At 53.0% G+C, this 26,778-nt stretch carries 20 protein-coding genes and 4 pseudogenes; 14 read left to right on the top strand and 10 right to left on the bottom strand.

What is annotated here, in order from left to right; genetic code table 11:
* The first annotated feature begins 33 nt into the window (after positions 1-33).
* Positions 34-303, top strand: coding sequence for a DUF1161 domain-containing protein (locus FHC48_RS18065; RefSeq protein WP_008502417.1), 270 nt, complete (start codon positions 34-36; stop codon positions 301-303).
* Positions 304-434: 131 nt separating this feature from the next.
* A pseudogene (locus FHC48_RS18060) lies at positions 435-1,862 on the top strand (molybdopterin-dependent oxidoreductase); the annotation flags it as partial.
* Positions 1,863-2,587: 725 nt separating this feature from the next.
* Here FHC48_RS18060 and FHC48_RS18055 read toward each other — a convergent pair.
* The 5 genes from FHC48_RS18055 to FHC48_RS18035 all read right to left on the bottom strand — a co-directional run bounded on the left by FHC48_RS18055 (position 2,588) and on the right by FHC48_RS18035 (position 8,355).
* Positions 2,588-3,577 carry a hypothetical protein gene (locus FHC48_RS18055; RefSeq protein WP_220420559.1) on the bottom strand — a complete coding sequence of 330 codons (990 nt, stop codon included), beginning with the start codon at positions 3,575-3,577 and terminating at the stop codon, positions 2,588-2,590.
* Between the two features lie 81 nt (positions 3,578-3,658).
* Positions 3,659-4,150 carry a hypothetical protein gene (locus FHC48_RS18050; RefSeq protein ID WP_220420557.1) on the bottom strand — a complete coding sequence of 164 codons (492 nt, stop codon included), beginning with the start codon at positions 4,148-4,150 and terminating at the stop codon, positions 3,659-3,661.
* Positions 4,151-4,479: 329 nt separating this feature from the next.
* The gene (locus FHC48_RS18045) at positions 4,480-5,238 is read right to left on the bottom strand and encodes a Rha family transcriptional regulator (protein ID WP_045295918.1); all 759 of its coding nucleotides are present in this window, start codon (positions 5,236-5,238) and stop codon (positions 4,480-4,482) included.
* A 652-nt stretch (positions 5,239-5,890) separates the two neighbouring features.
* Entirely contained in the window at positions 5,891-6,259 is a 369-nt protein-coding gene (locus FHC48_RS18040; protein WP_220420556.1) for a hypothetical protein, read from the bottom strand.
* Between the two features lie 494 nt (positions 6,260-6,753).
* Positions 6,754-8,355, bottom strand: a complete 1,602-nt coding sequence (locus FHC48_RS18035; protein WP_220420555.1) for a site-specific integrase — start codon at positions 8,353-8,355, stop codon at positions 6,754-6,756.
* 57 nt (positions 8,356-8,412) lie between these two features.
* Between FHC48_RS18035 and FHC48_RS18030 the strand changes: the two are divergent.
* From FHC48_RS18030 to FHC48_RS18020, 3 genes and pseudogenes are all read left to right on the top strand, one after another.
* Positions 8,413-9,447: pseudogene (locus FHC48_RS18030) on the top strand (molybdopterin dinucleotide binding domain-containing protein); the annotation flags it as partial.
* A 93-nt stretch (positions 9,448-9,540) separates the two neighbouring features.
* The gene (dmsD, locus tag FHC48_RS18025; protein WP_059363460.1) at positions 9,541-10,155 is read left to right on the top strand and encodes a Tat proofreading chaperone DmsD; all 615 of its coding nucleotides are present in this window, start codon (positions 9,541-9,543) and stop codon (positions 10,153-10,155) included.
* 153 nt (positions 10,156-10,308) lie between these two features.
* Complete coding sequence (locus FHC48_RS18020; RefSeq protein WP_059363461.1) at positions 10,309-10,878, top strand: hypothetical protein; 570 nt, start codon at positions 10,309-10,311, stop codon at positions 10,876-10,878.
* A 364-nt stretch (positions 10,879-11,242) separates the two neighbouring features.
* On the opposite strand, the gene FHC48_RS18015 is transcribed toward FHC48_RS18020, so the two are convergent.
* Complete coding sequence (locus FHC48_RS18015; protein ID WP_059363463.1) at positions 11,243-12,964, bottom strand: SulP family inorganic anion transporter; 1,722 nt, start codon at positions 12,962-12,964, stop codon at positions 11,243-11,245.
* 292 nt (positions 12,965-13,256) lie between these two features.
* On the opposite strand from FHC48_RS18015, the gene FHC48_RS18010 reads away from it, so the two are divergent.
* From FHC48_RS18010 to FHC48_RS17995, 4 genes and pseudogenes are all read left to right on the top strand, one after another.
* On the top strand, positions 13,257-13,664 hold the full coding sequence (locus FHC48_RS18010) for a cell envelope integrity TolA C-terminal domain-containing protein (protein ID WP_119312100.1): 408 nt from the start codon (positions 13,257-13,259) through the stop codon (positions 13,662-13,664).
* A 227-nt stretch (positions 13,665-13,891) separates the two neighbouring features.
* Positions 13,892-14,371 carry a hypothetical protein gene (locus FHC48_RS18005; protein ID WP_059363329.1) on the top strand — a complete coding sequence of 160 codons (480 nt, stop codon included), beginning with the start codon at positions 13,892-13,894 and terminating at the stop codon, positions 14,369-14,371.
* Between the two features lie 438 nt (positions 14,372-14,809).
* A complete protein-coding gene (locus tag FHC48_RS18000; protein ID WP_259281175.1) occupies positions 14,810-15,769 on the top strand; it encodes a CBS domain-containing protein in 960 nt (319 codons plus the stop codon).
* Positions 15,770-15,819: 50 nt separating this feature from the next.
* Positions 15,820-16,403: pseudogene (locus tag FHC48_RS17995) on the top strand (IS1 family transposase).
* Between the two features lie 400 nt (positions 16,404-16,803).
* Here the strand turns inward: FHC48_RS17995 and FHC48_RS23695 are convergent.
* Positions 16,804-17,020, bottom strand: a pseudogene (locus tag FHC48_RS23695) (VOC family protein); the annotation flags it as partial.
* Positions 17,021-17,195: 175 nt separating this feature from the next.
* Between FHC48_RS23695 and FHC48_RS17990 the strand changes: the two are divergent.
* On the top strand, positions 17,196-17,672 hold the full coding sequence (locus tag FHC48_RS17990) for a hypothetical protein (RefSeq protein ID WP_032651682.1): 477 nt from the start codon (positions 17,196-17,198) through the stop codon (positions 17,670-17,672).
* Between the two features lie 107 nt (positions 17,673-17,779).
* Here the strand turns inward: FHC48_RS17990 and FHC48_RS17985 are convergent, their stop codons facing one another.
* Positions 17,780-18,616 carry a MipA/OmpV family protein gene (locus FHC48_RS17985; RefSeq protein ID WP_059362917.1) on the bottom strand — a complete coding sequence of 279 codons (837 nt, stop codon included), beginning with the start codon at positions 18,614-18,616 and terminating at the stop codon, positions 17,780-17,782.
* Between the two features lie 203 nt (positions 18,617-18,819).
* Here FHC48_RS17985 and FHC48_RS17980 point away from each other — a divergent pair, with 203 nt between their 5' ends.
* The 3 genes from FHC48_RS17980 (at position 18,820) to FHC48_RS17970 (ending at position 21,502) form a co-directional block, all read left to right on the top strand.
* On the top strand, positions 18,820-19,497 hold the full coding sequence (locus FHC48_RS17980) for a response regulator transcription factor (RefSeq protein WP_021241213.1): 678 nt from the start codon (positions 18,820-18,822) through the stop codon (positions 19,495-19,497).
* Positions 19,497-20,885, top strand: a complete 1,389-nt coding sequence (locus tag FHC48_RS17975; protein ID WP_059362911.1) for a HAMP domain-containing sensor histidine kinase — start codon at positions 19,497-19,499, stop codon at positions 20,883-20,885. Before FHC48_RS17980 ends, FHC48_RS17975 begins: the two co-directional genes overlap by 1 nt.
* A gap of 137 nt (positions 20,886-21,022) precedes the next feature.
* On the top strand, positions 21,023-21,502 hold the full coding sequence (locus FHC48_RS17970) for an Rrf2 family transcriptional regulator (protein WP_008502426.1): 480 nt from the start codon (positions 21,023-21,025) through the stop codon (positions 21,500-21,502).
* 66 nt (positions 21,503-21,568) lie between these two features.
* On the opposite strand, the gene oqxB is transcribed toward FHC48_RS17970, so the two are convergent.
* Both oqxB and FHC48_RS17960 read right to left on the bottom strand, forming a co-directional pair.
* Complete coding sequence (gene oqxB / locus FHC48_RS17965) at positions 21,569-24,724, bottom strand: multidrug efflux RND transporter permease subunit OqxB (RefSeq protein ID WP_021241210.1); 3,156 nt, start codon at positions 24,722-24,724, stop codon at positions 21,569-21,571.
* 24 nt (positions 24,725-24,748) lie between these two features.
* A complete protein-coding gene (locus FHC48_RS17960; protein ID WP_059362909.1) occupies positions 24,749-25,924 on the bottom strand; it encodes an efflux RND transporter periplasmic adaptor subunit in 1,176 nt (391 codons plus the stop codon).
* Positions 25,925-26,261: 337 nt separating this feature from the next.
* Here FHC48_RS17960 and FHC48_RS17955 point away from each other — a divergent pair, with 337 nt between their 5' ends.
* On the top strand, positions 26,262-26,615 hold the full coding sequence (locus FHC48_RS17955; RefSeq protein WP_025911432.1) for a helix-turn-helix domain-containing protein: 354 nt from the start codon (positions 26,262-26,264) through the stop codon (positions 26,613-26,615).
* Positions 26,616-26,778 lie beyond the last annotated feature (163 nt).

Raw genomic sequence — 26,778 nt, 5'->3', positions numbered from 1 at the left:
AATTAATCTCTACACAGAGAAAAGGAGCTACAGATGAAACGGTTACCCTGGATTACCGCCCTGCTGTTAATGAGTGCCTCAACGGCCGCGCTGGCGGCACCGGATTCCTGCGAGCGCGTGAAAAGCGACATTCAGCAGAAGATCGTCAACAACGGCGTGCCTGAGTCAGGTTTTACGCTGAACATTGTGCCAAACGACCAGGCCGATCAGGCGGGCACGCAGGTCGTAGGCCACTGCGCTAACGACACCTTTAAAATTCTGTACACCCGCACAGGCAGCGGTGCCGCAGCTGAACCTCAGTAATTGAGCGTCAATTCCCTTTGATTTGATAAGGATTAAGATCTACTACCCCCAAATAAGTAACACTCACCCCATCATTAGCCCGGATATCATTTCGGGAGAAATAATACGCAATAATAATGATGGGGTGAGCCATGTCCGATGCTGAACATTACGACGGCGGAATTAGCCGTCGAACTCTCGTGAAATCTACGGCGATAGGTTCTCTGGCGCTTGCCGCTGGTGGGATCTCGCTTCCCTTTGGCCTTAAAAGCGCTGCCGCTGCGGTAAAGCACGCCGTCCAGCCTCCTGAAGATACCGTGGTGTGGGGCGCCTGCTCGGTCAACTGCGGCAGCCGCTGTGCGCTGCGTCTGCACGTCCGCGACAACGAAGTGTACTGGGTCGAAACGGATAACACCGGCGAGGATGTGTATGGCGATCACCAGGTGCGCGCCTGCCTGCGCGGACGTTCTATTCGTCGCCGCATCAATCACCCTGACCGTCTGAACTACCCGATGAAGCGCGTGGGCAAACGCGGCGAAGGCAAGTTCGAGCGCATCACGTGGGATGAAGCGCTCGACACGATCGCCGCCAGCCTGAAAGACGTGGTGGCCAACTACGGCAACGAAGCGGTGTATATCAACTACTCTTCCGGGATTGTCGGCGGCAATATCACCCGCTCCTCCCCTTACGCTTCGCTGGTGGCGCGCCTGATGAACTGCTACGGCGGCTTCCTGAGCCACTACGGCACCTACAGCACGGCGCAAATTGCCTGCGCGATGCCCTACACCTACGGCAGCAACGACGGCAACAGCACCTCGGACATCGAAAACACCAAACTGGTGGTCATGTTCGGCAATAACCCGGCGGAAACGCGCATGAGCGGCGGCGGGATTACGTACTATCTGGAACAGGCTCGCGAGCGGTCCAATGCGCGCATGATTGTTATCGACCCGCGCTACACCGACACGGCAGCCGGACGCGAAGATGAATGGATCCCGATCCGTCCGGGAACCGATGCCGCGCTGGTGGCGGGTATTGCCTGGGTATTAATCGACGAAAACCTGGTCGACCAGCCATTCCTCGACAAATACTGCGTTGGCTACGACGAAAAAACGCTGCCGGAAGGCGCGCCTGCTAACGGTCACTACAAAGCGTATATTCTCGGCCAGGGCGATGACCACACGGCGAAAACGCCGCAGTGGGCCTCCCGCATCACCGGTATTCCCGCCGATCGCATCGTTAAGCTTGCCCGGGAAATCGGCTCCGCTAAACCGGCTTATATCTGTCAGGGCTGGGGACCTCAGCGTCAGGCGAACGGCGAGCTGACCTCCCGCGCTATCGCCATGCTGCCGATCCTCACCGGAAACGTGGGGATCAACGGCGGGAACAGCGGCGCGCGTGAGTCCACCTACACCATCACCATCGAACGTATGCCGCTGCCGGATAACCCGGTCAAAACGCAAATTTCCTGCTTCAGCTGGACGGACGCCATCGCCCGTGGGCCGGAGATGACCGCCCTGCGCGACGGCGTGCGCGGCAAGGATAAGCTGGACGTGCCGATTAAGTTCATCTGGAACTACAAGGACTTGAAGCGGTTACTCGTTAGAGTCACGAGAGACCTTAGTAGGCCTGAGGTCCTGCATTGAGTCAAGACCTTGTGTCATTCTTTGTGCCAGACTTGTGTCATTAGACGGGATGTCTAGACGGCTGGTCAGGACCCCCGGTGGCCTCGGTCTGGACTTGAGGTGGGCCTATGGGGGGGAAGTCTGCTGGCTTAATGTATTAGATGGTCATTCACATTTTTCTGTCAGAAACCATCGGTCCCACTGTGAGTCCAAACCTAAGGACCTAGAAGTCCACCCACAGCCTTAGACAGAGTGTCGAACACATCCACACCGAGTCGACCAGAGAGGACCATGTAGAGACCCACAGAGAGGAACACGAGTTTATAGACCAGAGTCAGGAGGGACTTCAGGTCTGCGGAAGTCATAGACATAAAGCCCCTATCTGTTATGTTATATTATTACATTAACAACAGGTCCAGACCATTGGTCCAGACCATAGTTAGTTAATCACAGTGATAGCCCACCACCTGAAGTCCTGCTGATATTCAGTCCAGACTTACCTCTGCTCATGGTCTTACCTCCCTCGGTCTCCTGACCTTGGGTATCGACTACAGCTTGCTGAGCGTCATCTGGAGGAGCTACAGGAGGCGGGACCGAAGCCCCACCTTGAGTCCCACCACCACCTGTCAGGCCCTTGGCGATGGACCTGAAGCCTTTACTAATGCTCTTACCCATTGGTCTTACGCTTCGGTCTTGGTGAACTTCAGGCGTTTGACTACAGGCAGGACGGCAGTAGCGCTACCAGTCCCCATCTTAACAGTTGTAGCAGCTTCAGCGACCACGAAGACCTTACCGAGGATTTCAAGGTCATTGGACTGGCTGTCGCCATCACGTGAAAGGACCACCGTAATGTTCTCACCATCGTGACGGAAGCAACCGAAGCTCAGAGCCGTGAAACGCTTAGCCATCATGAACACGCCACGGTCTTCACCGTTGTAATAGGCGATGTCTGTTCCTAGCATATCGACGATAGCGTCTTCACCACCAAAGCCTTGTTTAGCAGCCAGACGGGAGAGAGCCTTAAGGTGTGACTCATGGGCGATGATACCGTAATCAGTAACCTCAGAGCCGAAGGAAGACTCGGTGTTCTCGTACAGAGCGTCCATGATAGTGTCTGCCTTAGCGGTCAGGCTACCAGTCAGGACCGGAAGCTCTACTGTCTTCAACAGCTTAGAGGACTCCAGAACGTCAACCATCTTAGAGTTAATGGTACGGACCACGTTATCGCAGATGTTCAGAGCATCCTGCTGTAGCGTCCCCTGAGTGAAACCAGTGGAAGACTTAGTGTCCCATAGCTTGGTCTGGTGGGACACGAGGATAGCCTGTTCAATCGGTTCGACCACAATCTCCTGACCGGACGGAACGGTAACGACTTCAGGTCGCTTACCACCACGGACAGGAACGACCACAGAGCGGTCAGCCAGAGTGTGAGCAATGATTGGCGTCGGTAAGCTGTTACGGGTCGGCAGGACTTCTACAGGGAACGGGATGTTCTCCTGAGCGTCTTTAAGTACACCGTTCAGCATAGCTTTAACCGTCTTAGCTAACTGGAGGGCATAGACCTGAGGGTCGGCGTTAGTCGGCAGACCTTCATTGACCCGAATGTTGTCGGTGTCGGTGATATGTACTGGCTCAATGCCGAACTGGAAAGCGTCTTTAATCGTCATAATAATCAATCTCCTAAATTAGTTTAAATACTGTGGGTCCTCAAAACTGAGGAGTCCCTAACATCGGGTCAGGGACTGTGTGTCTTATAAGCTGTCCATCCAGTTAGCGCCTGACTCAAGGTCAGCGACAATAGCGGCACGGGAGCGACCAGCGGAATGGGTAGCACTGCGGAGGTTCTCACCATAGGTCCGGCGTTCAGCTTTGACCTGTTCGCGGCGCTGTAGCTCTTTCTGCCACTCTGCGTCTGTCATGTTCTCTTCACGCATACGGTCTGCCTGAAGTCTCTGCTCTTTGGCGATACGCTCGGCCTCAGCTCGTTTGTTAAGCTGGCGACGCTGGTAGGCTGTCATCAGTTCATTACTGAAGAAGTTGCCGATGGTCACGCCAGCTTCAGCCAGCGCTTCCAGCATTTCCATTGCCTCGCGGCTGGTGGACGGCAGTCCTGACAGATAGCCCGGAATCAGGGTCTTAATAGCGAATGACAGCGGATAGGGCTGACCGTCCAGACTCACAGTGTTTTCATAAAGGTTGATGTCGGTGACTGACAGCTTCCAGTTGTTGTTGTTGAACATCATAGGTAATTCTCCTCTTGAGAGTTGAGACTATCGGTATCGCAGACGCAGTAGCGCCTACGGGTCTCCCCGCATCGGTCATCTCAAAAGGTTTAAATTAAGGTTTACGGTCCGGAGATTTCCGGAGCGGTCAAGACTCCAGTTTCGCAAAGGCTCGGCGTAACTGATTATTCAAATCACGGTCCACCAGCATGGATATCAGCTCGTCTCGACTGTAGTAAGGGCGATCGGGGTCTTCGACACCAAGTCTCAGCAGAGACAGCAGATGACGTGTAGGAAGACCACGGTAACGGAGGGTCGCTTTGCCGATAGGTGTGCGAGGGTCAATCATCTTAGAGTCCCTCCAGCTTGCCGGATTGGGCCTGCTTCAGGAGGTGCTCTTGCTTCTGCTGGTCGGTGCCAGTGAAGGCAATAAGGATGCCTCTCAGCCTATCGACTGTCGCAGGCTTACCGAAGACCTCCAGCCCCTTAGCATTGAACCGGAAGTTATAACCACCTGCTGAGAACTTCTGGTCTGACGGCTTAATGATACGAAAGCAGTCGGAATACTTCGGATTTACAGACCACTCGTTGCTGATTGGGTTCTTACGAAAGAGACCACGATGCTGAAGAAGTGCGGTCATTAGCTTCTGAGCGGGTAGACCATAGGTTTTGCAGTAGTCACCCCAAGTCACGCCTCGACGGTTAGCGGACTGAGCGGCGGCTCGGGTCTTCTGCTCTTCCAGTTGAAGGACTCGACGCTCTAACGTCTGAATATGGTCGTAACACTTGGCGCGGAGGTGAACGGAATAGCCAGCGACCAGAATAAAAGTATGCTTACGGTCGAGACGATACATTGTTCGGCTCTCACCTTTCGCGTCCTTGTATACTTCCTCGCCAACGCGCCCAAATTTGGACCCGTTAAGCTCGCTGCTCAAAGTTGAGCTGCCAGAATCTCGCTGCTCAGTTTTGGACCCGTTAAGCTCTTCGACCATATTACGAATATCTCGTAAAACGTGTTTATGTTCTTTTCCTGTCAGCTCCGCAATTTCAACTGAGGTCATGGACACAAGCTGGTCGAGGTTAATGATGCTGATTTCTTGTTGAGACATTTACGTGTACTCCTTTTGTTTGCACCCTGAAGTCGCACCCTACTGACCTACTCAAGCCCCCACGTAAAGGGAGACCAGCAGGCAACAGGACGCAAACAGAATGACTTGAGGTAATTGTGATGTGGTCTGCGATGACCATTGCGGTGATTGGTTCGGTCGGAAAAGTTTTCCGTTCGGATAAGGCGGATTTTCTGCCTATTCCTCAGCTTTGAGCACTGCTCAGTTTTGGGGACGTTAAGCAGGTTTCCATTTTCGCGACCTGTGATAGAGCCACCCGTTCACTCCGCAATTTTACCGGAGTGGTCCTCATGAAGGTGGAGACCCATGTTACTCTTTTTAACAAACCCGTTTTCTGGGTTGGTTAGATAGCGTCTGACAGAGGAGGTCTCTTCCAGCCATATAAAGGTGCGACCGCATGTCAAGACGAGCTGTAAGGACTCCAGATGGTGAGCGGTGATAAACTTAAGCCAATGAGATGACTGAAGAACGCTAACGAGCTGGAGGTCATACAGGAGGTCTGACAGAGGCGGTCACAGACCTTGACTACTTAGGAGAGATACTTAATGTCGGTTGACCAGATGCTCGCATGTTCTGACGCATCAGACTCAGAGGCAAGGTTGGTCTCCCTATAGTGATAGTTTAGGGTCCGTAATCATGAACCAGCTTTACTGGCGTGGTACTGGACGGATTTACTGGCGCTGACGACGGCAGCATAGACGTAGCGAGCGTAGCGAGTTGAAATCATAGGTTCACCCAAGGCAACACGCTTACGGCTCAGGGACTCCTGCACAGCGCTTACAGTTAATGTGTCGTGCGTTAGTAGTTGGGTCAGAATCAAGTATGGGCTGACAGGCTTGGTATTGCTTGCCATTGATTCGCTCAGGCGACCAGCACCAGTAAGGACATCATCCAGCCAGCCACTCAAGTCACCCTGACCATCGAATGACAGCAGGTCCCCGCAGTGCTGCTGCAAGTAGGCTTTGGTGAACGTGTTGTCGTGAGTTGCGATTGGTCGTGCCATAGAGTATCTCCTGTAGTTGAATTAGTTGGTTCCCCTATAGTGATAATCAAGTCCACCACTGGTGATGCATACAGTAGCGCGACAGGATGTGACTCACAGGCTGGACTGGATGTCAAGGATTAAGGCGACCCTAGGAATTAAGGAAGTAAATATAAAGAGGGAGGGCCGGATATGACTCACAGGTTGGACCGAATGTCAAGGACTAAAGACGCCTCAGGAATTAAGGAAGTATATATAAAGAGAGACCAGAGGCGACTCACAGTTAAACAGGAATGTCAAGAGGAGACCATAGGAATTTGGAGGGACCGGAGTTTAGGACGCAGTTTAAATAAGAGCACAGACAGACTTAGAGTCGGACAGCCGAAGGCGAACCAGTGGGCCTATAGTCAGGAGGGATTATGATTATTATCACCCTCCCTAACTTCAGTCAGACTTCAGTGACCCAAGGTCTCAACCATCAAGCCGTATATGGTCTCCACCTTGGGTCTTCCTACTTAAAGTAAAGCTGTCTTCAGCACCTCAGCCAGCCTACCAACAGCGTGTCCTTTCCCGTACAGGTCATACGTAATGGACTGACTGCTGTGACCTAAGATGCCCTGAGCGTCCACCAGATTGACTCCACGCTCTTTCATTCTGGTCGCTAGCCAGTGCCTCAGACTGTGGAGAGAGACATCCGTAGCGCCCCCCAGAGCTTCAGTCATGACCCTTGAGTTAAACCAGCTTGAGTAGGCACTCGGAGTCATCCCGAAGAGAGGACCATCGGTAGGCTGCGTGTCTACCCATTCGAGGAAGGACTTCAGGTCAAGACCACAGGCCCCATCGGTCAACGGCACAAGTCGGACTGAATGCTTGTTCTTCACTGACTTGCCGTCCCCATCTTCATTGATGTCGATACAGACCAGTCCATTGTCCAAGGTTACGATGTCACGTTTAGTCAGGTGGCAGACCTCAGCAGACCGAGCGCCAGTGACCACAGACACCAGAGACGCCCATCTACGGGCCTCTGAGGTCGTGTGAGCCGTATGTCGTGTGAACTGATACTCAGACTCAACACGGACCAGAAGTCTCTCCAACTCCTCGTCAGTGAACGCTCTGCGCTTGGAGTCAACATCCTTGGTCAGCTTCATCCGTTCGATAGGGTTACGGCCCTCCAGATGCCCATTCATAAGACCATAATCAAGACACATCTTCGCCTTGGTCAGCAGCTTGTTAATCGTCGACGGTCTCACCTCAGCAGCCAGCATAGAGTCCCTGACAGCCAGCCACCCAGAGCGGGACATCAGGTCCATGTCTTCAGGCAGGAACCGGGAGACAGTATTGAGTGAGGACGACAGGTCCTTGTAGCTGGATGTCTTCAGGGTCTGGACCTTCTCAGCCAGCAGCGAGGACACTAGGCTTGAAAAAACTACAGATGGTTGGCGCTCTCTCGTGAATACTTGTGGGCTGACCCCCTGCTCGATCCTCAGAATTGACGTAGAGTCGCCTATAGTTGAGTCATCAGTAAGGTTATTATCATCAATCAGCTTAATCAGACCAGAGGTATCACCAGTGTCTACCCTCTGCTGTGCTGCGGTCAGGACTTCAAGCGCTAACCTTATGCCCTTCTGCTGGTCCAGACTCAATGCTTGCGTAGCGGCTAGCTCCTTCAGGTTGGACTTCTCGTCGACCAGAGTAGCGACCTCAATTCCATTCCAGTAATCGTCACTAGCGTCTGTCAGGAACTGCTCAGCCATAGACCGGAGATGCTCTGTAAGCTCCTGTAGTGAGACTTCAGGCCTATCCAACATGAAGGCCTTAGCGGTGGCTGCAAGCTCTCTCTGACGCATTGTGGCTACTCTCCTGTCTGTGCTGCGGGTCGATACTGAAAGAAACGGTGTGGTCTGTCCCTTGAGTCTGAAGCGGATAGTATATCGACCGTTAGCTCTACGGACTATCTGTGGCGTAGCGAGCCTTGCGAGCAAGTGCGGGACTGCAAGGTCCTTGATTTGTGTCAGCCTTGTGTCAGGACTTGAGGTGTAGACTTGCTGATACAGATAGGGAGACCCAGAGAAAGAACTGGATGCATATACAGTATTATCATGGTTAATGTCAGTCATATCAGGACCTTAAGTAGCGTTGAGTCAACTACTTCAAGTCCATCCATCCGTCTGACAGTGGAGTCCATCTGGAACTACGCGGGCAACACCCTCATCAACCAGCACTCCGATATCAATAAAACCCACGATATCCTGCAGGATGAAAGCAAGTGCGAAATGATTGTGGTCATTGATAACTTCATGACATCGTCAGCGAAGTATGCCGATATCGTGTTGCCGGACCTGATGACCGTCGAGCAGGAAGACATCATTCCAAACGATTATGCGGGCAACATGGGCTACCTGATATTCCTTCAGCCCGTGACCGCGCCGAAGTTTGAACGCAAGCCCATCTACTGGATCATGAGCGAAGTGGCGAAACGCCTCGGGCCGGATATCCACCAGAAATTCACCGAAGGACGGACGCAGGAACAGTGGCTGCAGTATCTGTATGCCAAAATGCTCGAAAAAGATCCCAAACTGCCGTCCTATGACGAGCTGAAAAAAAGAGGCATTTACAAGCGCAAAGATCCGAACGGCCATTTTGTGGCCTATAAAAAATTCCGTGAAAACCCGGAAGCCAATCCGCTGAAAACCCCATCGGGTAAGATTGAAATATACTCCAGCAAGCTGGCGGAGATTGCGGCCACCTGGGAGCTGGAAAAAGATGAGACCATCAGCCCGCTGCCCGTCTACGCGTCAACCTTCGACGGCTGGGATGCGCCCGAGCGCGCGCGGTTCCCGCTGCAGCTGTTTGGCTTCCACTTTAAGGCCCGTACCCACTCGAGCTACGGTAACGTGGACGTGCTGAAAGCCGCCTGCCGCCAGGAGGTCTGGCTTAATCCTGTCGATGCCGAAAAACGCGGCATTAAGAACGGCGATACGGTGCGGGTCTTTAACGACCGCGGCGAGGTACGAATTGAAGCGAAAGTGACGCCGCGCATCATGCCAGGCGTCAGCGCCATGGGCCAGGGGGCCTGGCACGACGCCAATATGAGTGGCGATCGTGTCGACCACGGCTCATGCATCAACACCCTGACCACGCACCGCCCGTCACCGCTGGCCAAAGGCAACCCGCAGCACACCAATCTGGTACAGATCGAGAAGGTGTAACGGGTGAATGGCGTGACCGTGGTTTATTCTATGGTTTGTATTATCGGTTAACTCAGTCGCGCGGACACCCTCCGCGCGAGCAAGGAAGATGTAATGAAAGATGTCTCACATCGTGAATCGTTCGCGTTCAGCGCCCGGGTGCTGGGTGCGCTGTTTTATTTCGCGCCAGACAGCGAGCAGGCCGCGCCGCTGGTGCAGGCCCTCACCGCAGGCGAATGGGTTCAGGACTGGCCTCTGCCTTCGGAAACGCTGCGACCCGTAGCCGACACCTTTGCCGCGTCTGCCGACGAACCGCTGACGGACGCCTGGCAACGGCTGTTTATTGGCCCTTACGCCCTACCCGCGCCACCGTGGGGCTCCGTCTGGCTGGACCGCGAATCCGTGCTGTTCGGCGATTCGACCCTCGCGCTGCGCCAGTGGATGCGGGAGAACGCTATCGCATTTGAAATGCAGCAGAATGAACCGGAAGATCACTTCGGGACTTTGCTGCTGCTGACGGCATGGCTGGCCGAGAACGGCCGCGAGGAGGAGTGCGCTCAACTTCTGGCGTGGCACCTGCTGCCGTGGAGCACCCGCTTCCTGTCCGTGTTTGTCGACAACGCCGGGCATCCGTTTTATACCGCGCTGGGTAAGCTTGCGCAGCTGACGCTCGCGGACTGGCGATCCGGGCTCCTTATTCCGGTTGCGGAAAAGACGCTGTATCGCTAAGGGGTGTGGCTTGCTCGCGGGTAGCGGGCAAGCTGCAGTCAGAAGATGGCGTTTAAAAATTCATATCGAAACATGAGTCATGTTAAGGTTAATGATATATAATGGCCTTTCCTAAAAAAATGATGCTATCTGTTGATACATACAAAATAAAAAATGACTGGAAAACACCCTTCCGAAAATAAGTTTAAAAGGCTACTTATAACAGCCATAACATTTACCATTTTAGGTGCATGGATCTGGTATATGTCATGGACAACAAGCATCTCCAATTATACCATTTTGCAAAAATCGATTCCTGAATGGACAACATATATTTCTGTTGGAGTAGCGATTGGCGCGCTTTTGGTTATACGTGCTTTTTTTGTGCACGCCTTTAACCAAACTTTAAAATACTTTGCTAATACTTTCTTATGCGGTTTTTGCCTTGGGTTTGTATTGAGCTTAAATGGTTATGATATTTATGTCTATCTCTTCCCGGACAAAATAATTGGCTATGAATCTGAATATGAGGTTGTCTTTCCGGGTCCTTCGAGAGGTAAGCATGGCCATTGTGAAGCGGGTCTCTGGTTAAAAGATCAGAACACCAACAGATGGATTCAGCTTTGTACAAACAAAGAATATCTGCACAGCCACCGTAAGCAGGGAATGACTGGGGTGTGGGTAACGGCCCGTGTGAATAATATTGGAAGTTACATTGTGAGTTATGAGTTTATTTATTTGTAGGCACGACCCTATCTATTTTTGTTCCGGTGAAAATGAATGGCGCTCAAGGCCCGCTCCTTGCTTATAGCCGTCAGCCTGATACGTCGCACCAGAGATTGCGCATTCACAGCGGAGAAACCGGCTACGGGCAGGGTCATCTCAAAATCGAATCAGGGTAAATTTCATTCATACCCCCACATTTAGTGGTGGATACGTGACGACTGTTCATCTATTCTGCTTTTTCAGCGAGCAAGTCGGAGTCATTTTTAGTGGATAATCCCATACTTCAGAAAACCATCATTATCTTTATTCTCATCCTGTGGGTAATTGTGAGTGTTCCCTGCCTGCCAGTAGCATTTGCTACAAGCCTTTCACCACTATTTGGTTATGTATCACCGACTGATTCCCCCTCACTCGCACTCTCTTTGCTTTGAATGAACCGAAGTGCCAGGTAGAGGTCTGGCGCCAGAATCATGTCATCATCATTCATTGTTGGCCGACTGTCTTTAAACCAGCGTGTTAACTCCGTTTTCCTGCCCGCAAGAATTAATTTAATCTGTCGACCTTTCAGATCGCGCTTTAACTCATTAATGGTTGCCAGGACACTGATGTCTGAATAGGTGAAGCAGGCAACGGCATCAATGACCACCCATTTAGGCTGTATGGCTGCTCCATCAACCAGGTTCAATACCCGACGTTTAAAATAAGCCACATTAAAATAGGTCAACGGTGAGTTAAATCGATACATCAGCACGCCCGGGACCATTTTTATATCGGTGGTATTCCCTAACGAGTGAATCATTCCCTCTTCGTCAGTGCCCAGCAGGTGCTCAGAGGGGCGAAACACCGTACGAAGGAATTGTAATAACCCAAGCAACACCGCAAGGCCAATCCCCTGGATAACGCCGATAATTAACACACAGCCAAACGTGAAGAAGGCCAGGCGAAAGGCCTGTTTATTTCTGCGCCTCAGGTTCCATAGCCCACGTAAATCAATCAATGACCACGATGCGTACATTAGAACAATCCCTAACGCAGATACCGGAATGAATTGTAATGGCTGAGTGAAAAATACTACGACGAGACCGATGATCAAGGCGGCGACCACGGAAACCAGCTGGCTTTTCCCCCCAACCGAATCATTCACCGCAGTCCGGGAATCGGCGCCACTGATAGCAAACCCCTGAGATAACCCCGACATAATGTTCGCAATACCCAAAGCCCGGAACTCTGCATCCGCATTAATTTCGTAGCCATTTTTTGCGGCGAAACTGCGGGCGGTCAGCATCAGACTGACAAAACTGACCAACGCCAGGTTCAGCGCCGGGATCACCAAATCACGCATCGGCCCCGGCTGGAACGCCCCCCAGTGAACGACCGGTAAACCAGGCTGGAAGCCTTCTCCCCCAATCGTGGCAATGCCGTACTGTTGCGCAGAGGTCACCCATACCAGTGCCGTTGTTATCACAATGGCGATTAAAGGTGCTGGCCACTGGCTGCGATACGTTTTGATCACCATTAAAATAATTAACGTAAAAAGGGATATTCCTACGGTTAATAAATGGCTATCTGAAAGTCGACCTGGCAAGGCGATTATTTTTTCAATAACCTGCGCTTCATCAAGCTTAATCCCCAACACCTTGCCTAATTGCCCGACAATAATCGTCACGGCTACGCCATTAAGTAAACCGGTAAGAATGGGATGAGAAAGCAGATCGGCGAGCGCGCCCAGCCGAAATTTACTGGCAAGCAAACACCACCCGCCCATCATCAATGTCATGATGATCGTCAGCTGCCAGTGCAGTTCGGGGTTTCCTGCAGAAAGCGGAAATACGACGGCCGCAATCACCGCGCAGGTTGTGGCATCAGGGCCCACAATAAGCTGGCGTGAAGAGCCAAACAGTGCGTAAGCTATCATCGGTAAAACGCAGGAATAGAGCCCTACAATTGCCCCCACCCCCGCCAGCTCAGCGTAAGCAATCGCAACAGGGAGCGCTACGGCCGCAACGGATAACCCGGCTTTAACATCATGTTTTAGCCAGCTTTTATCGTAGGCTAACAAATTTTGTAAACCGGGCATGTAGTTTAACAACAGTTTTCCGAACACGTTATTCTCCGGACATGAATATTACCCACGAAATGTTGCCACACTTTTAAGTGAGGTTCTGGCTTTCAAATGCTCCGGAGGGAGGCCCCGCCGCTCAGGTCCTGTAAATACTTAATCATTTTATTATTCTGACTGGTGTTAAACATAGTTCAAAAACGAACGGTTAGTCGGAGATGGAACCGGTAGCATGGTCGCCGACGTTGTAACCCGTTATTGGTAGTTGAAAAGAGGCCAGGAAGTGCGGAAGAATATTTAAACATTACTGAAGCTAAAATGGATTGCGGGGTAAGAGATGGGAATGTCTCAAGCAGTAAAGAAAATCGCTGTGGTGGCTATAGTGGTGAACCTGGCCGCCGGATGCGCGCCGCTACACCCTTCCGGCTGCCATAAGACCACGGCAACGGGTAATTGCGGTTCAGGACGCTGGGACGATCGGGATGAATGGGGCGCGCAGGCGCGGGCAATCAGGGCGGCAATAAACGCCGAAATTGAAGAGCCGCAAAACTGGAAAGGGAAACAATGCAGGTTGCATATTGAATTTGCTCAGGATGGCACACCTTTAAGCATTTCAACCAGTAACGGCAATAGCGCCTATTGCGAAGCGATAAAATCAGCCGCCCATAAAGCCAAATTCCCGGCCTTCAGCAATCCGGAAGTTTATAGAGATTTTCAAAAATCAGGCTTCGACATGCGCGGTTAGCTTCAAGATTATGTCTTGAATGGCGCGCTTTGCTAAACTCCGCCATGCTGCTTCAGGCCATGTTCTCTTTGTCATGAGCGGATTTTTGGGTAGTTTCAGTAGGACGGTATTTCAGCATAATGCGACTGTCTGTAAGCATGGTTGTTTTTAATACAGCCACACACTACTGAATCTAGCTCCGGCAGGCGCTACCGACCCACAAAAGAAAGGATGCACGAGATCGAGCTATGCGTACTCATCAACAGAATAAGTCCCGTAAGCTGTATCGCAGCGTCAACACCACTACACGACATCAATCTAATAATCCTGGTGCTGAGTATCGCTGGGAACGCAACTGTAAAAAAGTCGGAAATGAGCTACTGGCAAAGCGCGGGACAATGCATGGCAGACTGAAGCGTGGCCGAGATTATACACCCTTGTTTTATTTCCTGATCAAACACATTGGCAAACCATGGGATGAAATATTCAGTGAAGTAGGTGGGCGTCTTGATACTACCGAGCCTGTATTCTGGTTAGTCGCACGACATGAGCATCAGCGAAGAGATTTAGTCTGCATTGGTGAAAGTAGTTTTTATCCAGGTCTGTTTGTTGATGAGAATGGAATTCTTCAACAGGTAAATCCTTCAATTTCGGGAAAGGACGTGAAAGTAACTTGCCGCTGCTGCACACACACCTATCTTGGTGAACCTGTCCCCTGGATAGAGTAACTGACAACATTTCCTGGGCTGACATGAGTGCCGCTGACACCAGCTATGAGAGCGATTGCAAACTTCCGCTCCTCGATCCAAACTGACCTACTATTTCTGCAATGTCAGTTTTGTGCCAAGGGCGGAAAGTTAGCCTCGAGTCGAAAAATAACGATTAATATTGCAGCTTGTTGTCCGAGTCTTGTATTTTTATCAAATTCTAAATGAATAAGGCATCTACTAAACTCAACGCGCTGGCACTAGCGGTAAGGGCAATTCGTATTCTGGCCTCCTTATACTGAACATTAGGAATCTGAGCTATGTGTATGGGATGGTGCAATCTGAGGTGAGCTGAAAAAGCCAATCCAGCCTCGTTGTCCAGATTTAAAAAAAGCATGAGAAGCCCAAGATCAAGACTGAAAGCTAACTGTAGTCGCCAACCTACATGGAGAAAATTTTATGGCAGTAGAAAATCGAGAAAGACTTAACGAAATCATTCGTGAACTAAAAGCCGGTATGCCCTCAAACCCAATATCAGTGCGAGAATTCATAAGCTGGTTTGGCGCAGAGCGTCGAGGCTACATGGTTGCGTACAAAATTCGCAAAGCATTAGAAAACTTAGGAGTTAAAACCGAACCTGATTTTGATAGTGTGCCGCTGGATGCAAAAATTACTATCTATGCACCTCCTAGGAGTGACGCAACGACCCATGAAGCGGGTGAATGCTTAGACGAAGCAACCGAATCAGGTAACGGCGAATTAGCTATACCTGAAACAGTATTTCAGCCGCAAGATGAACTAATTTCCGGTGCAGTTTCCGAGCCAGCCTTCCGTGTTAGTCGACTCGAAGCATCAGATGTTAAGCTAGTGACCGTGAAACCTGACGCCACATTAACAGAAGCCATCACATTGATGTTACGGCATGACTACTCTCAACTACCCGTTATGACCAGCGAGCGAGATGTTAAAGGTGTCATTAGTTGGGAAAGCATTGCTCCAAAACTAGCGTTGACCAAATCCGAATCTGCGGTTGTGCGTGATTATATGAAGCCACACAGGGAAATAAACGCCAGCGACTCTATTTTTTCTGCACTACCTAGAATTATTGAGTATGCTTACGTATTAGTACGATCTGCTGATCAAAGAATTAGTGGGATTATAACTACTACCGATCTTAGCTCTCAGTTCAGACAGTTGTCAGAACCTTTTCTTTTACTATCTGAAATCGAAAATCATATTCGTAAGCTGATAGATGGTAAATTTACGAAAGATGAGCTTGTTAGCATAGTTAATCCATCTGACAGCGAGCGGGTTATAGAGTCGGTTGCAGATTTAACCTTTGGGGAATATATACGACTTTTTGAAAATCCAGAATTGTGGAAAAAAACCGAACTTCAAATAGATAAAAAAATCTGGTAATGCTACCAACTTGCTGATTTAGTGTATGATGGTGGTTTTGAGGTGCTCCCGTGGCTTCCATCTCCATCAGTTGTCCCTCCTGCTCAGCTACTGAAGGCGTGGTGCGTAACGGTAAAAGTACTGCCGGACATCAGCGCTATCTCTGCTCTCACTGCCGTAAAACATGGCAGCTACAGTTCACTTACACCGCCTCTCAGCCCGGTACACACCAGAAAATTATTGATATGGCCATGAATGGCGTCGGATGTCGCGCCAGTGCACGCATTATGGGCGTTGGCCTCAACACGATTTTACGACACTTAAAAAACTCAGGCCGCAGTCGGTAAACTCACGCATACAACCGGGCAGTGACGTCATTGTTTGCGCGGAAATGGACGAACAGTGGGGTTACGTCGGCGCTAAATCACGCCAGCGCTGGTTGTTTTACGCGTATGACAGGATACGGAGGACGGTTGTGGCGCACGTATTCGGTGAACGCACGTTGGCCACGCTGGAGCGTCTTCCGGGCCTGCTGTCGGCCTTTGAGGTCGTGGTATGGATGACGGATGACTGGCCGCTTTATGAATCACGCCTGAAGGGAGAACTGCATGACAAAGTCATTGGACATTATCTGAACATAAAACACTACCAGTAAGTTGGAGTCATTACCAAAAAATCTTTACTAAAGAGCTCGACAAGGTCAGAATAATTCGTAACGACGTGATGCACTTTGATCCAGATGGTATCTCAGAGGAAAATCACGAGCTTCTTCATAACTTTGTAAGGTTTATTCATACCATACAAAGCTTATCAAGAAAATAAGAGTTACTTGCTCCCTGTTGATTAACACGCAGCAATGTTAGTAATGCGACTATTTGGGTGCGAGATGAACTGTTAACTTTCGCTCCTCGCTCACAGCGGACCTTAAGCTCAGTCAGATCGTCCGCATCGAGCCAGAGGCGGACTGTACCAGCCGTGTACTGAATTGAGATGACTCGCAGGGGACGCCCTATTACACGGCTGATTTAGTCACCACTAAACATCCTAAAAAGTAACTATTGTTCCTTTGAATACTCATCTGTTTGCGGAGAATAATGCTGACAAACACATGCCAGCTTATTCCCATCAGGATTGCGCAGATAGGCAAGGGCCATACGCGGGTCGTGTACCCGGCGCGCCTTCATTCTTCCCTCCCGCAAGGAGGCCTGCCGCATGGAACTGTCTGACAAGGTCCGCGTTGTCTGCACCGAAAGCGAACATTGTCCCGTTCCCGTGACGCAAGATCTCAACTTTCCGTATGTATGCTAAAATTTGTACAGCTGCAGGCCAAATATTAGTTCTTATAAATTCAGTACGTTAGCCAAAGTGAGCGAGTATGGATAATATTCCACATAAGCAGACAGCCCGTAAGAGATGCCCCGCATGGCTGTGGTGAGGAAGTTTTTATCTGGTTACATGGAATTGCTCTGCAGATGAAATAAATCTGTATTCTATAAACACGGGCTCATACGTTTATCATCTGACAAATAATCACGGACAATACACGGAGAACTTTGAAAACAAGTTTATATCCGTGGAGAGGAAATTTTCGGATACATCGAAATATAGTGTTGTGCTAGGCACAATGAAAAACAGCTTTAATGACAGATGTCTGGCTGCCGGCGTAAGAAGAGACTGGGCTGGGTGGAATAACGGTTGGGTTTTTAAGGGAATCTATGGATATGTAGGCGAATTTTTCTTTGATACATTCGATGATTGTGGCGACCATGGTTCATACCATGATTTTAAAAAAGTAACCGGGATAGGATTTTCCCCCTACATATATCACGGATTCCAGTATAATTTTACGTCTTATTTTGGCATGGATGTGGGTATTATCATCCCCTCCGTTTTTGTCATCACAGCACAATGGAGCTTTAGATAAATCCGTCAACCACGTGTGCTGTAATTGTCAGCAAGAGGTTCCGCCCCGCCATCTAAACCGGAGCGGCTTATATACGGCTCAAGACCACCAGCCGCCGCAACCCACAATTAAAAACTGTACGTCACCTTCAAACTCCCCATGGGCGACGTTTTGCGTTGCACAATGGGACTATCACCCGCATCCCCCGTCAGCTGCGTCACGCCCGCAGAGGCAAGCACGCTCCAGCGCGAGGTGAGCTTGTGGGTCCAGTCAAGGTTCATCGACCAGGCATAAATCCCGGCCCCGGCGTCATGTCGGGCAAAGCCCGATGCGGCCGACTGGGCGGCGTTGACCCCGTAATACGTCTGCATATACTTGCCGGATCCCCAACTGCCGGTCACCGCCATCGTCACCTCATTTTTGGGTGAGGTGTAGAACGGGCTGGAAATGCCGAAATGTACCGCTTCACCGTTGTCTCTCTCAGACACCGGTACCTCAGCCTGCATCTGCAGATTCAGCCAGTCGGTCACCTTGTACCCCAGCCCGGGTACCACGATAGCCGAGCCTTTAATCTCACCCATCCCCCGCAGCTCGTCGCTGCCGGAGCTGATGGAATCGCTGCTCACGTCTTTATCTTTACGGCCCGTTCGATAGCTCAGCGCTGCGCTGTAATCCAGGTTGCCAGCATTGTTACCATAACCGATCCCTCGCGTGGTGCCGATAAAGAAGCCATTTGCCATGGAATAATCCACTACCTGAGCCGCTGAGACGCGGGTTTTCTCTGAACCCGAGTAGCGCGGCCCCACATCCACGCCGCCTCCCAGGGTTAAGACGTTACCCTGGCGCTGTTCTTCCGCCAGTACAGGCGTAGCCAGTAACGCCAGAACGACGCCCGGCACGAGGGTTTTCAGGCAGCGGCCCGAAAGTAAATGAGGGAACGTATGACGCAGTTCGATATTTCTCATTAAGGAAGTCCTTATGGATGCAAATGATGACGATGCAGGCGGTTAAACGCCGGAACGCCCATTTTGAAGCGTGACCCTAAGGTTCTTATGAGCCGAAAATGAAGAAAGACTGAAGCGCGCGCGGGCGCTGTCATCCGGACAGATTTCCTGCTACCGTTTTTTTCTTAAGAAATTCTTCATTCACGGTTGATACCGTTACCAATGTGAAAATTCTACTTATCGAAGACGACCTGGATCTCGGCAATGGCGTACGTATCGCCCTCTCAGATCAAGGGTTTGACGTCATATGGGTTCGCCGTAAAGAGGATGCGCTGCATCAGCTTGACGTCTGCGTGCCGGAACTAATTTTGCTCGACCTGGGGCTACCCGACGGCGATGGCATGAGCCTGATGACGCGTTTGCGCCAGCAGCTCAAGGGGATCCCCGTCATCATCCTGACGGCGCGAGGGACATTGCAGGATCGCCTGTGCGGCCTGGATGCCGGCGCGGACGACTATCTCGTCAAACCTTTTATTCTCGCCGAGCTGCTGGCGCGCGTGCGAGCCCTTGCGCGGCGCAGCTACGGTTTTGAAAATGAGGCGATAGAAATTCGCGGGCTATCCCTTCATGTCCCAACGCGCCGCGTGACGGTGAGTGCGCGCCATATCGATTTAACGGCCAGTGAATACGCGCTGCTGGAAACGTTGATGCTGCGCGCGGACCGCGTGCTGACCCGGCGGTTTCTGGAAGAAAGGATATTCGGCAACAAAGAGAACCTCAGCAACGCGCTCGACGTGCATATGGGAAACTTGCGGCGGAAAATCGGCGACGGCTATGTGCGAACGGTCCGGGGCGTCGGGTACGTCATTGATACCGTCTCCATTCAAAAGGTGAGCGGTTAATGCAAAACGTCTGGTATCACCTGAGGCGCCCGACGCTGGTGCGCCGAATTATCATCGCCCAGATGCTTCTGCTGACCCTGCTGTGGTGTCTTTTTCTAACCTTTATTCTGTGGGAGGACCTGCGCAGCCCTCCCATCCTCACGGGCAGTAAAACGTACGAAACCGTTTTTACCCTGGCTGAGCGTATGGACGGACGCCCGCAGGATCGTACCGCCGTGCTGGAAGCCTTTAGCCAGGCCCTGCGGGAAGGTTACGGCGGAGGGGAAGATCCCGTGCTGTCGATTAACCTCATCGTTCGCAAAAATAATACCGTTATTTTTGCCTCCGACGGTGCGCCCGCAGGGATAACAAACACCCGGTTCGGCGAACTGGAGCATGTTCAGAGTGGAGATCGTACCTGGACCAGCCGCACCCTCAAGTCCCCGCACTCCGACGTGGAGGTTACCCTTTTCACCCCGGCCAGCGGCTGGAACTTCTTTATCTATCTGAACTCGCGCGGGTACTACATCCTGCCGCTGCTGGTCTGCTTCCCTTTTCTGCTGTTTCCCGCTTGGCTCTCAATCCACATTGCGATGCGTCCATGGAATAAGGTGGTCAATGAAATTACGTTACGCACGCCGGACGACCTCTCCCCTTTAAGAGCCGTACCAAAGCACCGGGAGCTTCGCCAGATGGTGGACGCGATCAACGACTTCCTTGCCAGGGTGCGTGAAAGCGCGGAAAGGGAGCGGATTTTCATCGCGGATGCTGCACACGAGCTGCGTACCCCCCTCGCGGCGATGCGCATCAACGTGGAGGCGCTGCAATCCTGGGTCATCAGCGAAAGCCAGCAGGAGCTGCTTGCCGGCGTGATTCGCAGCAACAGCCGCGCCGCACGCCTCGTCAATCAGCTGCTGCTGATGATGCACAGTGAATCGCGCATTGATACGGCGATGGAACCCGTGCCGCTGACAACGCTTATTCAGGAACGAATGGCCGAGCTGGAACCGCTAGCGTCTGCGCGCAAAATTGAGCTGGAATTCTTTGCCGAGGATGACGTCTGGATCCACGGCGTCAGGGAACGCCTGGTGTCGCTGATTGATAATCTCATTGAGAACGCCGTGAAGTACAGCCCCGAGGGCGGGCGGATTCAGGTCGACGTGAGCGCCTGCGATCGCGTCGTTCAGCTGCGCGTCTCCGATGCGGGCCCGGGTATTCCGCCTGAGCTGCGGGAGCGCGTGTTCGACCGCTTTTTCCGCGATCCCAATCAGGTGCAAAGCGGCAGCGGGCTGGGGCTTGCCATCGTCAAAGCGGTGGCGCAGCAGCACAACAGCAGCGTAAATCTGAGTACTTCTGCAGAAGGTGGCCTCCTGGTCACAGTTGACTTCCCGAACCGCACGTTTAGCTAAAGCAGAACAGGGGGTTTGATCGCAAATGCCGCAGATTGCTTCAAAATAATTACCGTATTTGTTATATTGTTGTTTATTGCTTATTCACCTCTGCGGTGCCAAAAAGAACAATATTCACCGCAACCCAGGACAGAGAAATGTTAGATTACCGCTTCCCGACAGCTTTGCAGATGGTTCTCAGCGTAGCGATGGCGGAGCAATTGGGTGAACGTTCGACGAGCGCGATTCTGGCCTACGGTCTGGAAGCAAACCCGAGCTTCATCCGCAAATTGATGGTTCCGCTGACGCGAGACGGCATTATCGTCTCAACGCTTGGCCGTAACGGCTCCATTCATCTTGGTCGCCCGCCGGAAGAGATCACCCTGCGCGACATCTACCTTTCGGTCATCGAAGATAAAAAACTGTGGGCGTCGCGCCCTGACGTACCGGCCCGCTGCGTGGTCAGCGCTAACGCCTGCTGGTACTTTAAATCGATTTCCGAAGAGGCCGAGCAGGCGTCGTTAGCGGTACTGGAGCGCCATACCGTGGCTAGCGCCCTGGAAGCGGTGAAAAACGCCGACAGCAGCGGATGGGATCCGCTCCCTGACCTCATTGCCCAGTATCAAAAAACGTCATAACGTTTTCCTGATGCGAAAAAAAACCGCCTTCACTGTGAAGGCGGTTTTTTATTATCAGCAACATCCCTACGCGGGCAGCACGTCCCTTTCCTCTTTTTTGCCGCGCGTGACGAACTTACGCAGCGTCACGTAGAACACCGGCGTCAGGAACAGACCAAACAGCGTCACCCCCAACATACCGGAGAACACCGTGATCCCGGTGACGCCGCGTACTTCCGCACCCGCGCCGTGGCCGAGGATTAGCGGAATGGTCCCGGCAATAAAGGCGATGGAGGTCATCACAATCGGGCGTAAACGCAGGCGGCACGCCTCCAGCGCCGCTTCCATAATGCCTTTACCCTGAATTTCCAGCTCGCGGGCAAACTCCACGATAAGAATGGCGTTTTTACAGGCCAGCCCCATCAGCACCACCAGCCCCACCTGCACGAAGACGTTGTTATCGCCCCCGGTCAGCCAGACGCCAAACAGCGCGGAAAGCATCGTCATCGGCACGATGAGGATCACCGCCAGCGGCAGCGTCCAGCTTTCATACAGCGCCGCCAGCACCAGGAACGCCAGCAGCACCGCGACCGGGAAGACGATCAGCGCCGTGTTGCCCTGGGTGGCCTGCTGGAAGCTCAGATCCGTCCATTCAATGTTCATCCCGTTCGGCAGGATCTGCTTAGACATCGCGTCCAGCTGCGTCATCGCCTGTGCAGATGAGAGCACGCGCGGGTCGGCATCGCCAATCAGGTCCGCCGCCGGGTAGCCGTTGTAACGGATCACCGGATCGGGCCCGTAGGTGGTCGTGATGTTCACCATACTGCCAATCGGCACCATTTCGCCCTGGCTGTTGCGGGTACGCAGATTCGCAATATCTTCCACGCTGTCGCGGAACTGCCCGTCAGCCTGCGCCATCACGCGCCAGGTACGCCCGAACTGGTTGAAATCATTGACGTACGACGAGCCAAGATAGGTTTGCAGCGTCCCGAAAAGATCGGTCAGCGACACGCCCTGCGCTTTCGCCTTATCGCGGTCAACCTGCACGTCCAGCTGCGGCACGTTAGCCTGGTAGGTTGAGATCGGGAAATGCATCCCCGGCGTCTGCATGATCGCACCGGACATGGTGTTCACCGCATTTTGCAGCGCGCCATAGCCCAGACCACCGCGATCCTGAATGTACAGGGAATAGCCCGACCCCTGACCCAGCCCTAAAATCGGCGGCGGCAGAATGGAGAAGCCAAAGCCCTGCTGGATTTGCGCGATTTTCGCGTTAATCTCCGCGTTAATTTCCGCCGCGGAATGTTTACGCTGGTCGAACGGCTTCAGGCCAAAGAAGACCGTCCCGGTATTCGGCGTATTGGTGAACTGCAGCGCATTTAGCCCCGGAAACGCGACCGCATAGTCCACGCCTTCGGTATTCATCCCGATTTCGCTCATTTTGCGGATCACCGCATCGGTGCGGGCCAGCGAGGAGCCTTCCGGCATTTTCACGCCGCCGATCAGGTACAGCTTGTCCTGCGTGGGAATAAACCCGCCGGGTACCGCTTTAAACATGACGCCTGCGGCACAGAGCAGCAGCAGGTAAACCACGAATACCGCACCGCGCCGTCCCAGCGTTTTGCCCACCAGCCCCTGATAGCCGTTTGAACTGCGGAGGAAAAAGCGGTTAAACGGACGGAAAATCCAGCCGAACAGACGGTCGATAAGCCGGGTCGGGAAATCTTTCGGCGCGCCGTGGGGCTTTAACAGCAGTGCCGCCAGCGCCGGAGAGAGCGTAAGCGAGTTAATCGCTGAAATCACCGTCGATATCGCGATCGTCACCGCAAACTGCTTGTAGAACTGGCCGGTAACGCCCGACAGAAACGCCATCGGCACAAACACCGCGCACAGCACCAGCGCAATCGCGATAATCGGCCCGGACACTTCACGCATCGCCTGGTGCGCGGCCGCAAGCGGCGCAAGCCCCTCTTCGATATTTCGCTCGACGTTTTCCACCACCACAATGGCGTCGTCCACCACGATACCGATGGCCAGCACCAAGCCGAACAGGCTGAGGGTATTCAGCGAGAAGCCCAGCAGGTAGAGAATGCTGAAAGTACCCACCACCGACACCGGCACCGCGATCAGCGGAATGATCGACGCGCGCCAGGTTTGCAGGAACAGAATCACCACCAGCACGACCAGCACCACGGCTTCCAGCAGCGTTTGCACCACCGCACGGATCGAATCACGCACGAAGACCGTCGGATCGTAAGGTGCCGCCCACTTCATGTCTGCCGGGAAGCGCGTGGACAGTTCGTCCATTTTCGCGCGCACCGCGTTAGACAGATCGATGGCGTTCGCCCCCGGCGACTGGAAGATACCAATCCCGACCGCGTCTTTATTGTTCAGCTGGGAACGCAGGGCATAGCTCCCGGAGCCCATTTCAATCCGCGCCACGTCGCGCAGGCGGACGACCGTACCATCCTGCGTTGTTTTCAGGACAATATTGCCAAACTCTTCTTCGGTATGCAGGCGGCCCTGGGCGTTAATGGAGATCAGGAAGTCGCTCTCTTTCGGCAGCGGCTCTGCGCCAAGCTGACCGGCGGAGACCTGTACGTTTTGCTCCTGCATCGCCGTGACCACGTCCGAGGCGGTCAGCCCGCGCGCCGCCACTTTATTAGGGTCCAGCCAGACGCGCATCGCGTACTCGCCGGAGCCGAAAATCTGGATCTGGCCGACGCCGGGCAGGCGCGCCAGCTCATCCTTCACCTTCAGCGTGGCGTAGTTGCGCATATACAGCGAGTCGTACTTACCGTTTGGCGAAAACAGATGCACCACCAGCGTCAGCGTGGGCGACTGCTTCTGGGTGGTAATGCCCAGACGCCGCACGTCTTCCGGCAGACGCGCCTCGGCCTGCGCGACGCGGTTCTGCACCTGAACCTGCGCCTGATCGGGGTCAGTCCCCGGACGGAAGGTGACGGTGGTCACCAGCACGCCGTCCGAGCCCGCGACGGATTTCATGTACATCATGTTCTCGACGCCGTTGATCGCCTCTTCCAGCGGCGTCGCCACGGTCTCGGCAATCACTTTCGGGTTGGCGCCCGGGTACTCCGCGCGCACCTGCACGCTTGGCGGCACGACGTCAGGGTATTCGCTCACCGGCAGCAGCGGGATGGCGATTAACCCTGTGATAAAAATCAGAATCGACAGGACGGCAGCAAAGATCGGCCTGTCGATAAAAAAGCGGGAAAAGTCCATGGGTTGGATTCTCAGGTCAAGGGATCAGTTGAGGGCGCTGGTGGCGGTCATGGCAACGGTTTTGGCGTTAACCGGCATACCCGGCATAAACACTTTCTGTAAACCCTCGACGATGACTTTGTCGCCAGGGTTCAGCCCCTGCCGCACAATGCGTAAACCGTCTGCCAGACGTCCCGGCGTAATGTCGCGACGCTGCGCTTTCCCCTCTTTATCCACGATATAGACGTATTTTCGATCCTGATCGGTCAGCACCGCCTTGTCGTCGATAAGCGTAGCTTTGAACTCCGCGCTGCCCGGCAGGCGTACGCGGGCAAACAGTCCCGGCGTAAACTGACGCTGTGAGTTATCCAGCAGCGCGCGCATGCGGATGGTCCCGGTACTCGGCGTGAGCTGGTTATCCAGGAAATCCACTTTGCCCTGATGGGGATAGCCCTCCTCGCCCGTCAGGCCAATCTCAACCGGCAACGCCGTGTGATTGCTGGACGCCCCCTGCCCGCTGCGGGCCAGGTTTTGATAGTGAAGATAGGTTGACTCGTCCACGTCAAAGTAGACGTACACCGTTTTCTGCGAGACCAGCGTGGTGAGGACGCTGGCGGTATCGCCCGCAGTCACCAGGTTCCCGCTGGTGATCAGCGCCCGGCTGGCGCGACCATCGATAGGCGCGGTCACTTTGGTGAAGTCCAGGTTGAGCTGGGCTGCGTCAACCGCCGCCTGCGCGGCGCGAATGTCGGCCTGCGCCTGAACGGCAGCCGAACGACGCTGCTCCCACTCTTCCCGTGAGACCAGATGGGTATTGATCAGCTTATCGGTACGGTTAGCCTCACTTTGCGCCAGGCTGGCCTGCGTTTTGGCCCTCGCCAGGTTTGCCTGCGCCTGTTCCAGCGCGGCGCGATAGGTACGGTCATCAATGGTGAACAGCACCTCGCCCTTCTTCACTTCCTGGCCGTCGGTGTAATTCACCTTATCAATGTAGCCGGACACGCGCGGGCGCAGCTGAACGCTCTCCACCGCTTCAATCCGGCCGTTAAAGCTATCCCACTGGCTAATCGATTTCACCACCACGTCAGCGGCACTCACGGCAGGCGCAGGTGGCGCGGCATTTTTCGCGACGCTGTTATCGCACCCGACGAGCAGCACGGAGAGCAACATGGCCCCCAGCGCGCTCAGATGAGAATTACCCCAGGTTTTTTGCAGGCTCATTATTTTTATTCCGATAATTGTCGCCACCGGGCAAGACGCAGCAGGAGGCACCGCGCCACTTCCTTTGTCCGGGAGCTGTCTTAAGGCCATTTGTGTCGTTCATCGCCACAAAACTGTAACAGTTGCGAATACACTATTCGCGGCGATTGTAGGAAGGCGCTTAACTAAGTGCAAGAATAATTGTTGCACTTTATGTGCTATTTGAGCGGATGTGAAAAGACCCGTTTCGGTCAGGGATTTAAATGCAACAATAAAACTTGCAATTACTGCAAAAACGCGCCACCTTTTAATGCAACAGACAAAGATACTTTTTCATCCGCTGCGTGGGGGTAACCAGATGAACACTGGCGCATTTATGCATGATTTACTCGACTGGATCGACAACAACCTGGACAGCCGCCTGGACATTGAGACCGTCGCCAGGCGTTCCGGCTACTCGAAATGGCACCTCCAGCGCCTGTTCAAAGAGCATACGGGCTATCCCCTCGCCGGGTATATTCGCGCGCAAAAGCTGCAAAAATCCGTTGAGCGGTTATCCCACAGCGACGAACCGATTCTGAACGTGGCGATCGCGCTGGGCTTTGACTCCCAGCAGTCCTTCAACCGCAGCTTTAAGCGCCAGTATGGTCAGGCGCCTGGGGCATGGCGACGCAGTATGGGTGGCCCGGAAACACAGCAGCTTCGCCAGTAATGCATATTTTGCTGCAACATCGATCTGTTGCTGCTATACTGTATATAAATGGGTCTTCCCCGATCATGGTGGGAAGGCTCAGAACGCCATATTCAGCTTTCCGTAGTGGAACATCACCCCCAGTTTAAAGCGCTCCCGGTTTCGGTATCCCCTGGCTTTTATC

The organism is Enterobacter sp. EC_50, from assembly GCF_019584525.1.
In the GTDB taxonomy this organism is placed as follows: Bacteria; Pseudomonadota; Gammaproteobacteria; order Enterobacterales; family Enterobacteriaceae; genus Enterobacter; species Enterobacter roggenkampii.
This window is presented reverse-complemented; position numbering and strand designations above follow the sequence as displayed.

Bases quoted from the DNA above. Each gene is read 5' to 3' on its own strand.
- FHC48_RS18065 (WP_008502417.1), top strand. From the start codon at position 34: ATGAAACGGTTACCCTGGATTACCGCCCTGCTGTTAATGAGTGCCTCA.
- FHC48_RS18050 (WP_220420557.1), bottom strand. From the start codon at position 4,150: ATGATGTTCAACAACAACAACTGGAAGCTGTCAGTCACCGACATCAAC.
- FHC48_RS18045 (WP_045295918.1), bottom strand. From the start codon at position 5,238: ATGTCTCAACAAGAAATCAGCATCATTAACCTCGACCAGCTTGTGTCC.
- FHC48_RS18040 (WP_220420556.1), bottom strand. From the start codon at position 6,259: ATGGCACGACCAATCGCAACTCACGACAACACGTTCACCAAAGCCTAC.
- FHC48_RS18035 (WP_220420555.1), bottom strand. From the start codon at position 8,355: ATGACTGACATTAACCATGATAATACTGTATATGCATCCAGTTCTTTC.
- dmsD (WP_059363460.1), top strand. From the start codon at position 9,541: ATGAAAGATGTCTCACATCGTGAATCGTTCGCGTTCAGCGCCCGGGTG.
- FHC48_RS18020 (WP_059363461.1), top strand. From the start codon at position 10,309: ATGACTGGAAAACACCCTTCCGAAAATAAGTTTAAAAGGCTACTTATA.
- FHC48_RS18010 (WP_119312100.1), top strand. From the start codon at position 13,257: ATGGGAATGTCTCAAGCAGTAAAGAAAATCGCTGTGGTGGCTATAGTG.
- FHC48_RS18005 (WP_059363329.1), top strand. From the start codon at position 13,892: ATGCGTACTCATCAACAGAATAAGTCCCGTAAGCTGTATCGCAGCGTC.
- FHC48_RS18000 (WP_259281175.1), top strand. From the start codon at position 14,810: ATGGCAGTAGAAAATCGAGAAAGACTTAACGAAATCATTCGTGAACTA.
- FHC48_RS17985 (WP_059362917.1), bottom strand. From the start codon at position 18,616: ATGAGAAATATCGAACTGCGTCATACGTTCCCTCATTTACTTTCGGGC.
- FHC48_RS17975 (WP_059362911.1), top strand. From the start codon at position 19,497: ATGCAAAACGTCTGGTATCACCTGAGGCGCCCGACGCTGGTGCGCCGA.
- FHC48_RS17970 (WP_008502426.1), top strand. From the start codon at position 21,023: ATGTTAGATTACCGCTTCCCGACAGCTTTGCAGATGGTTCTCAGCGTA.
- oqxB (WP_021241210.1), bottom strand. From the start codon at position 24,724: ATGGACTTTTCCCGCTTTTTTATCGACAGGCCGATCTTTGCTGCCGTC.
- FHC48_RS17960 (WP_059362909.1), bottom strand. From the start codon at position 25,924: ATGAGCCTGCAAAAAACCTGGGGTAATTCTCATCTGAGCGCGCTGGGG.
- FHC48_RS17955 (WP_025911432.1), top strand. From the start codon at position 26,262: ATGAACACTGGCGCATTTATGCATGATTTACTCGACTGGATCGACAAC.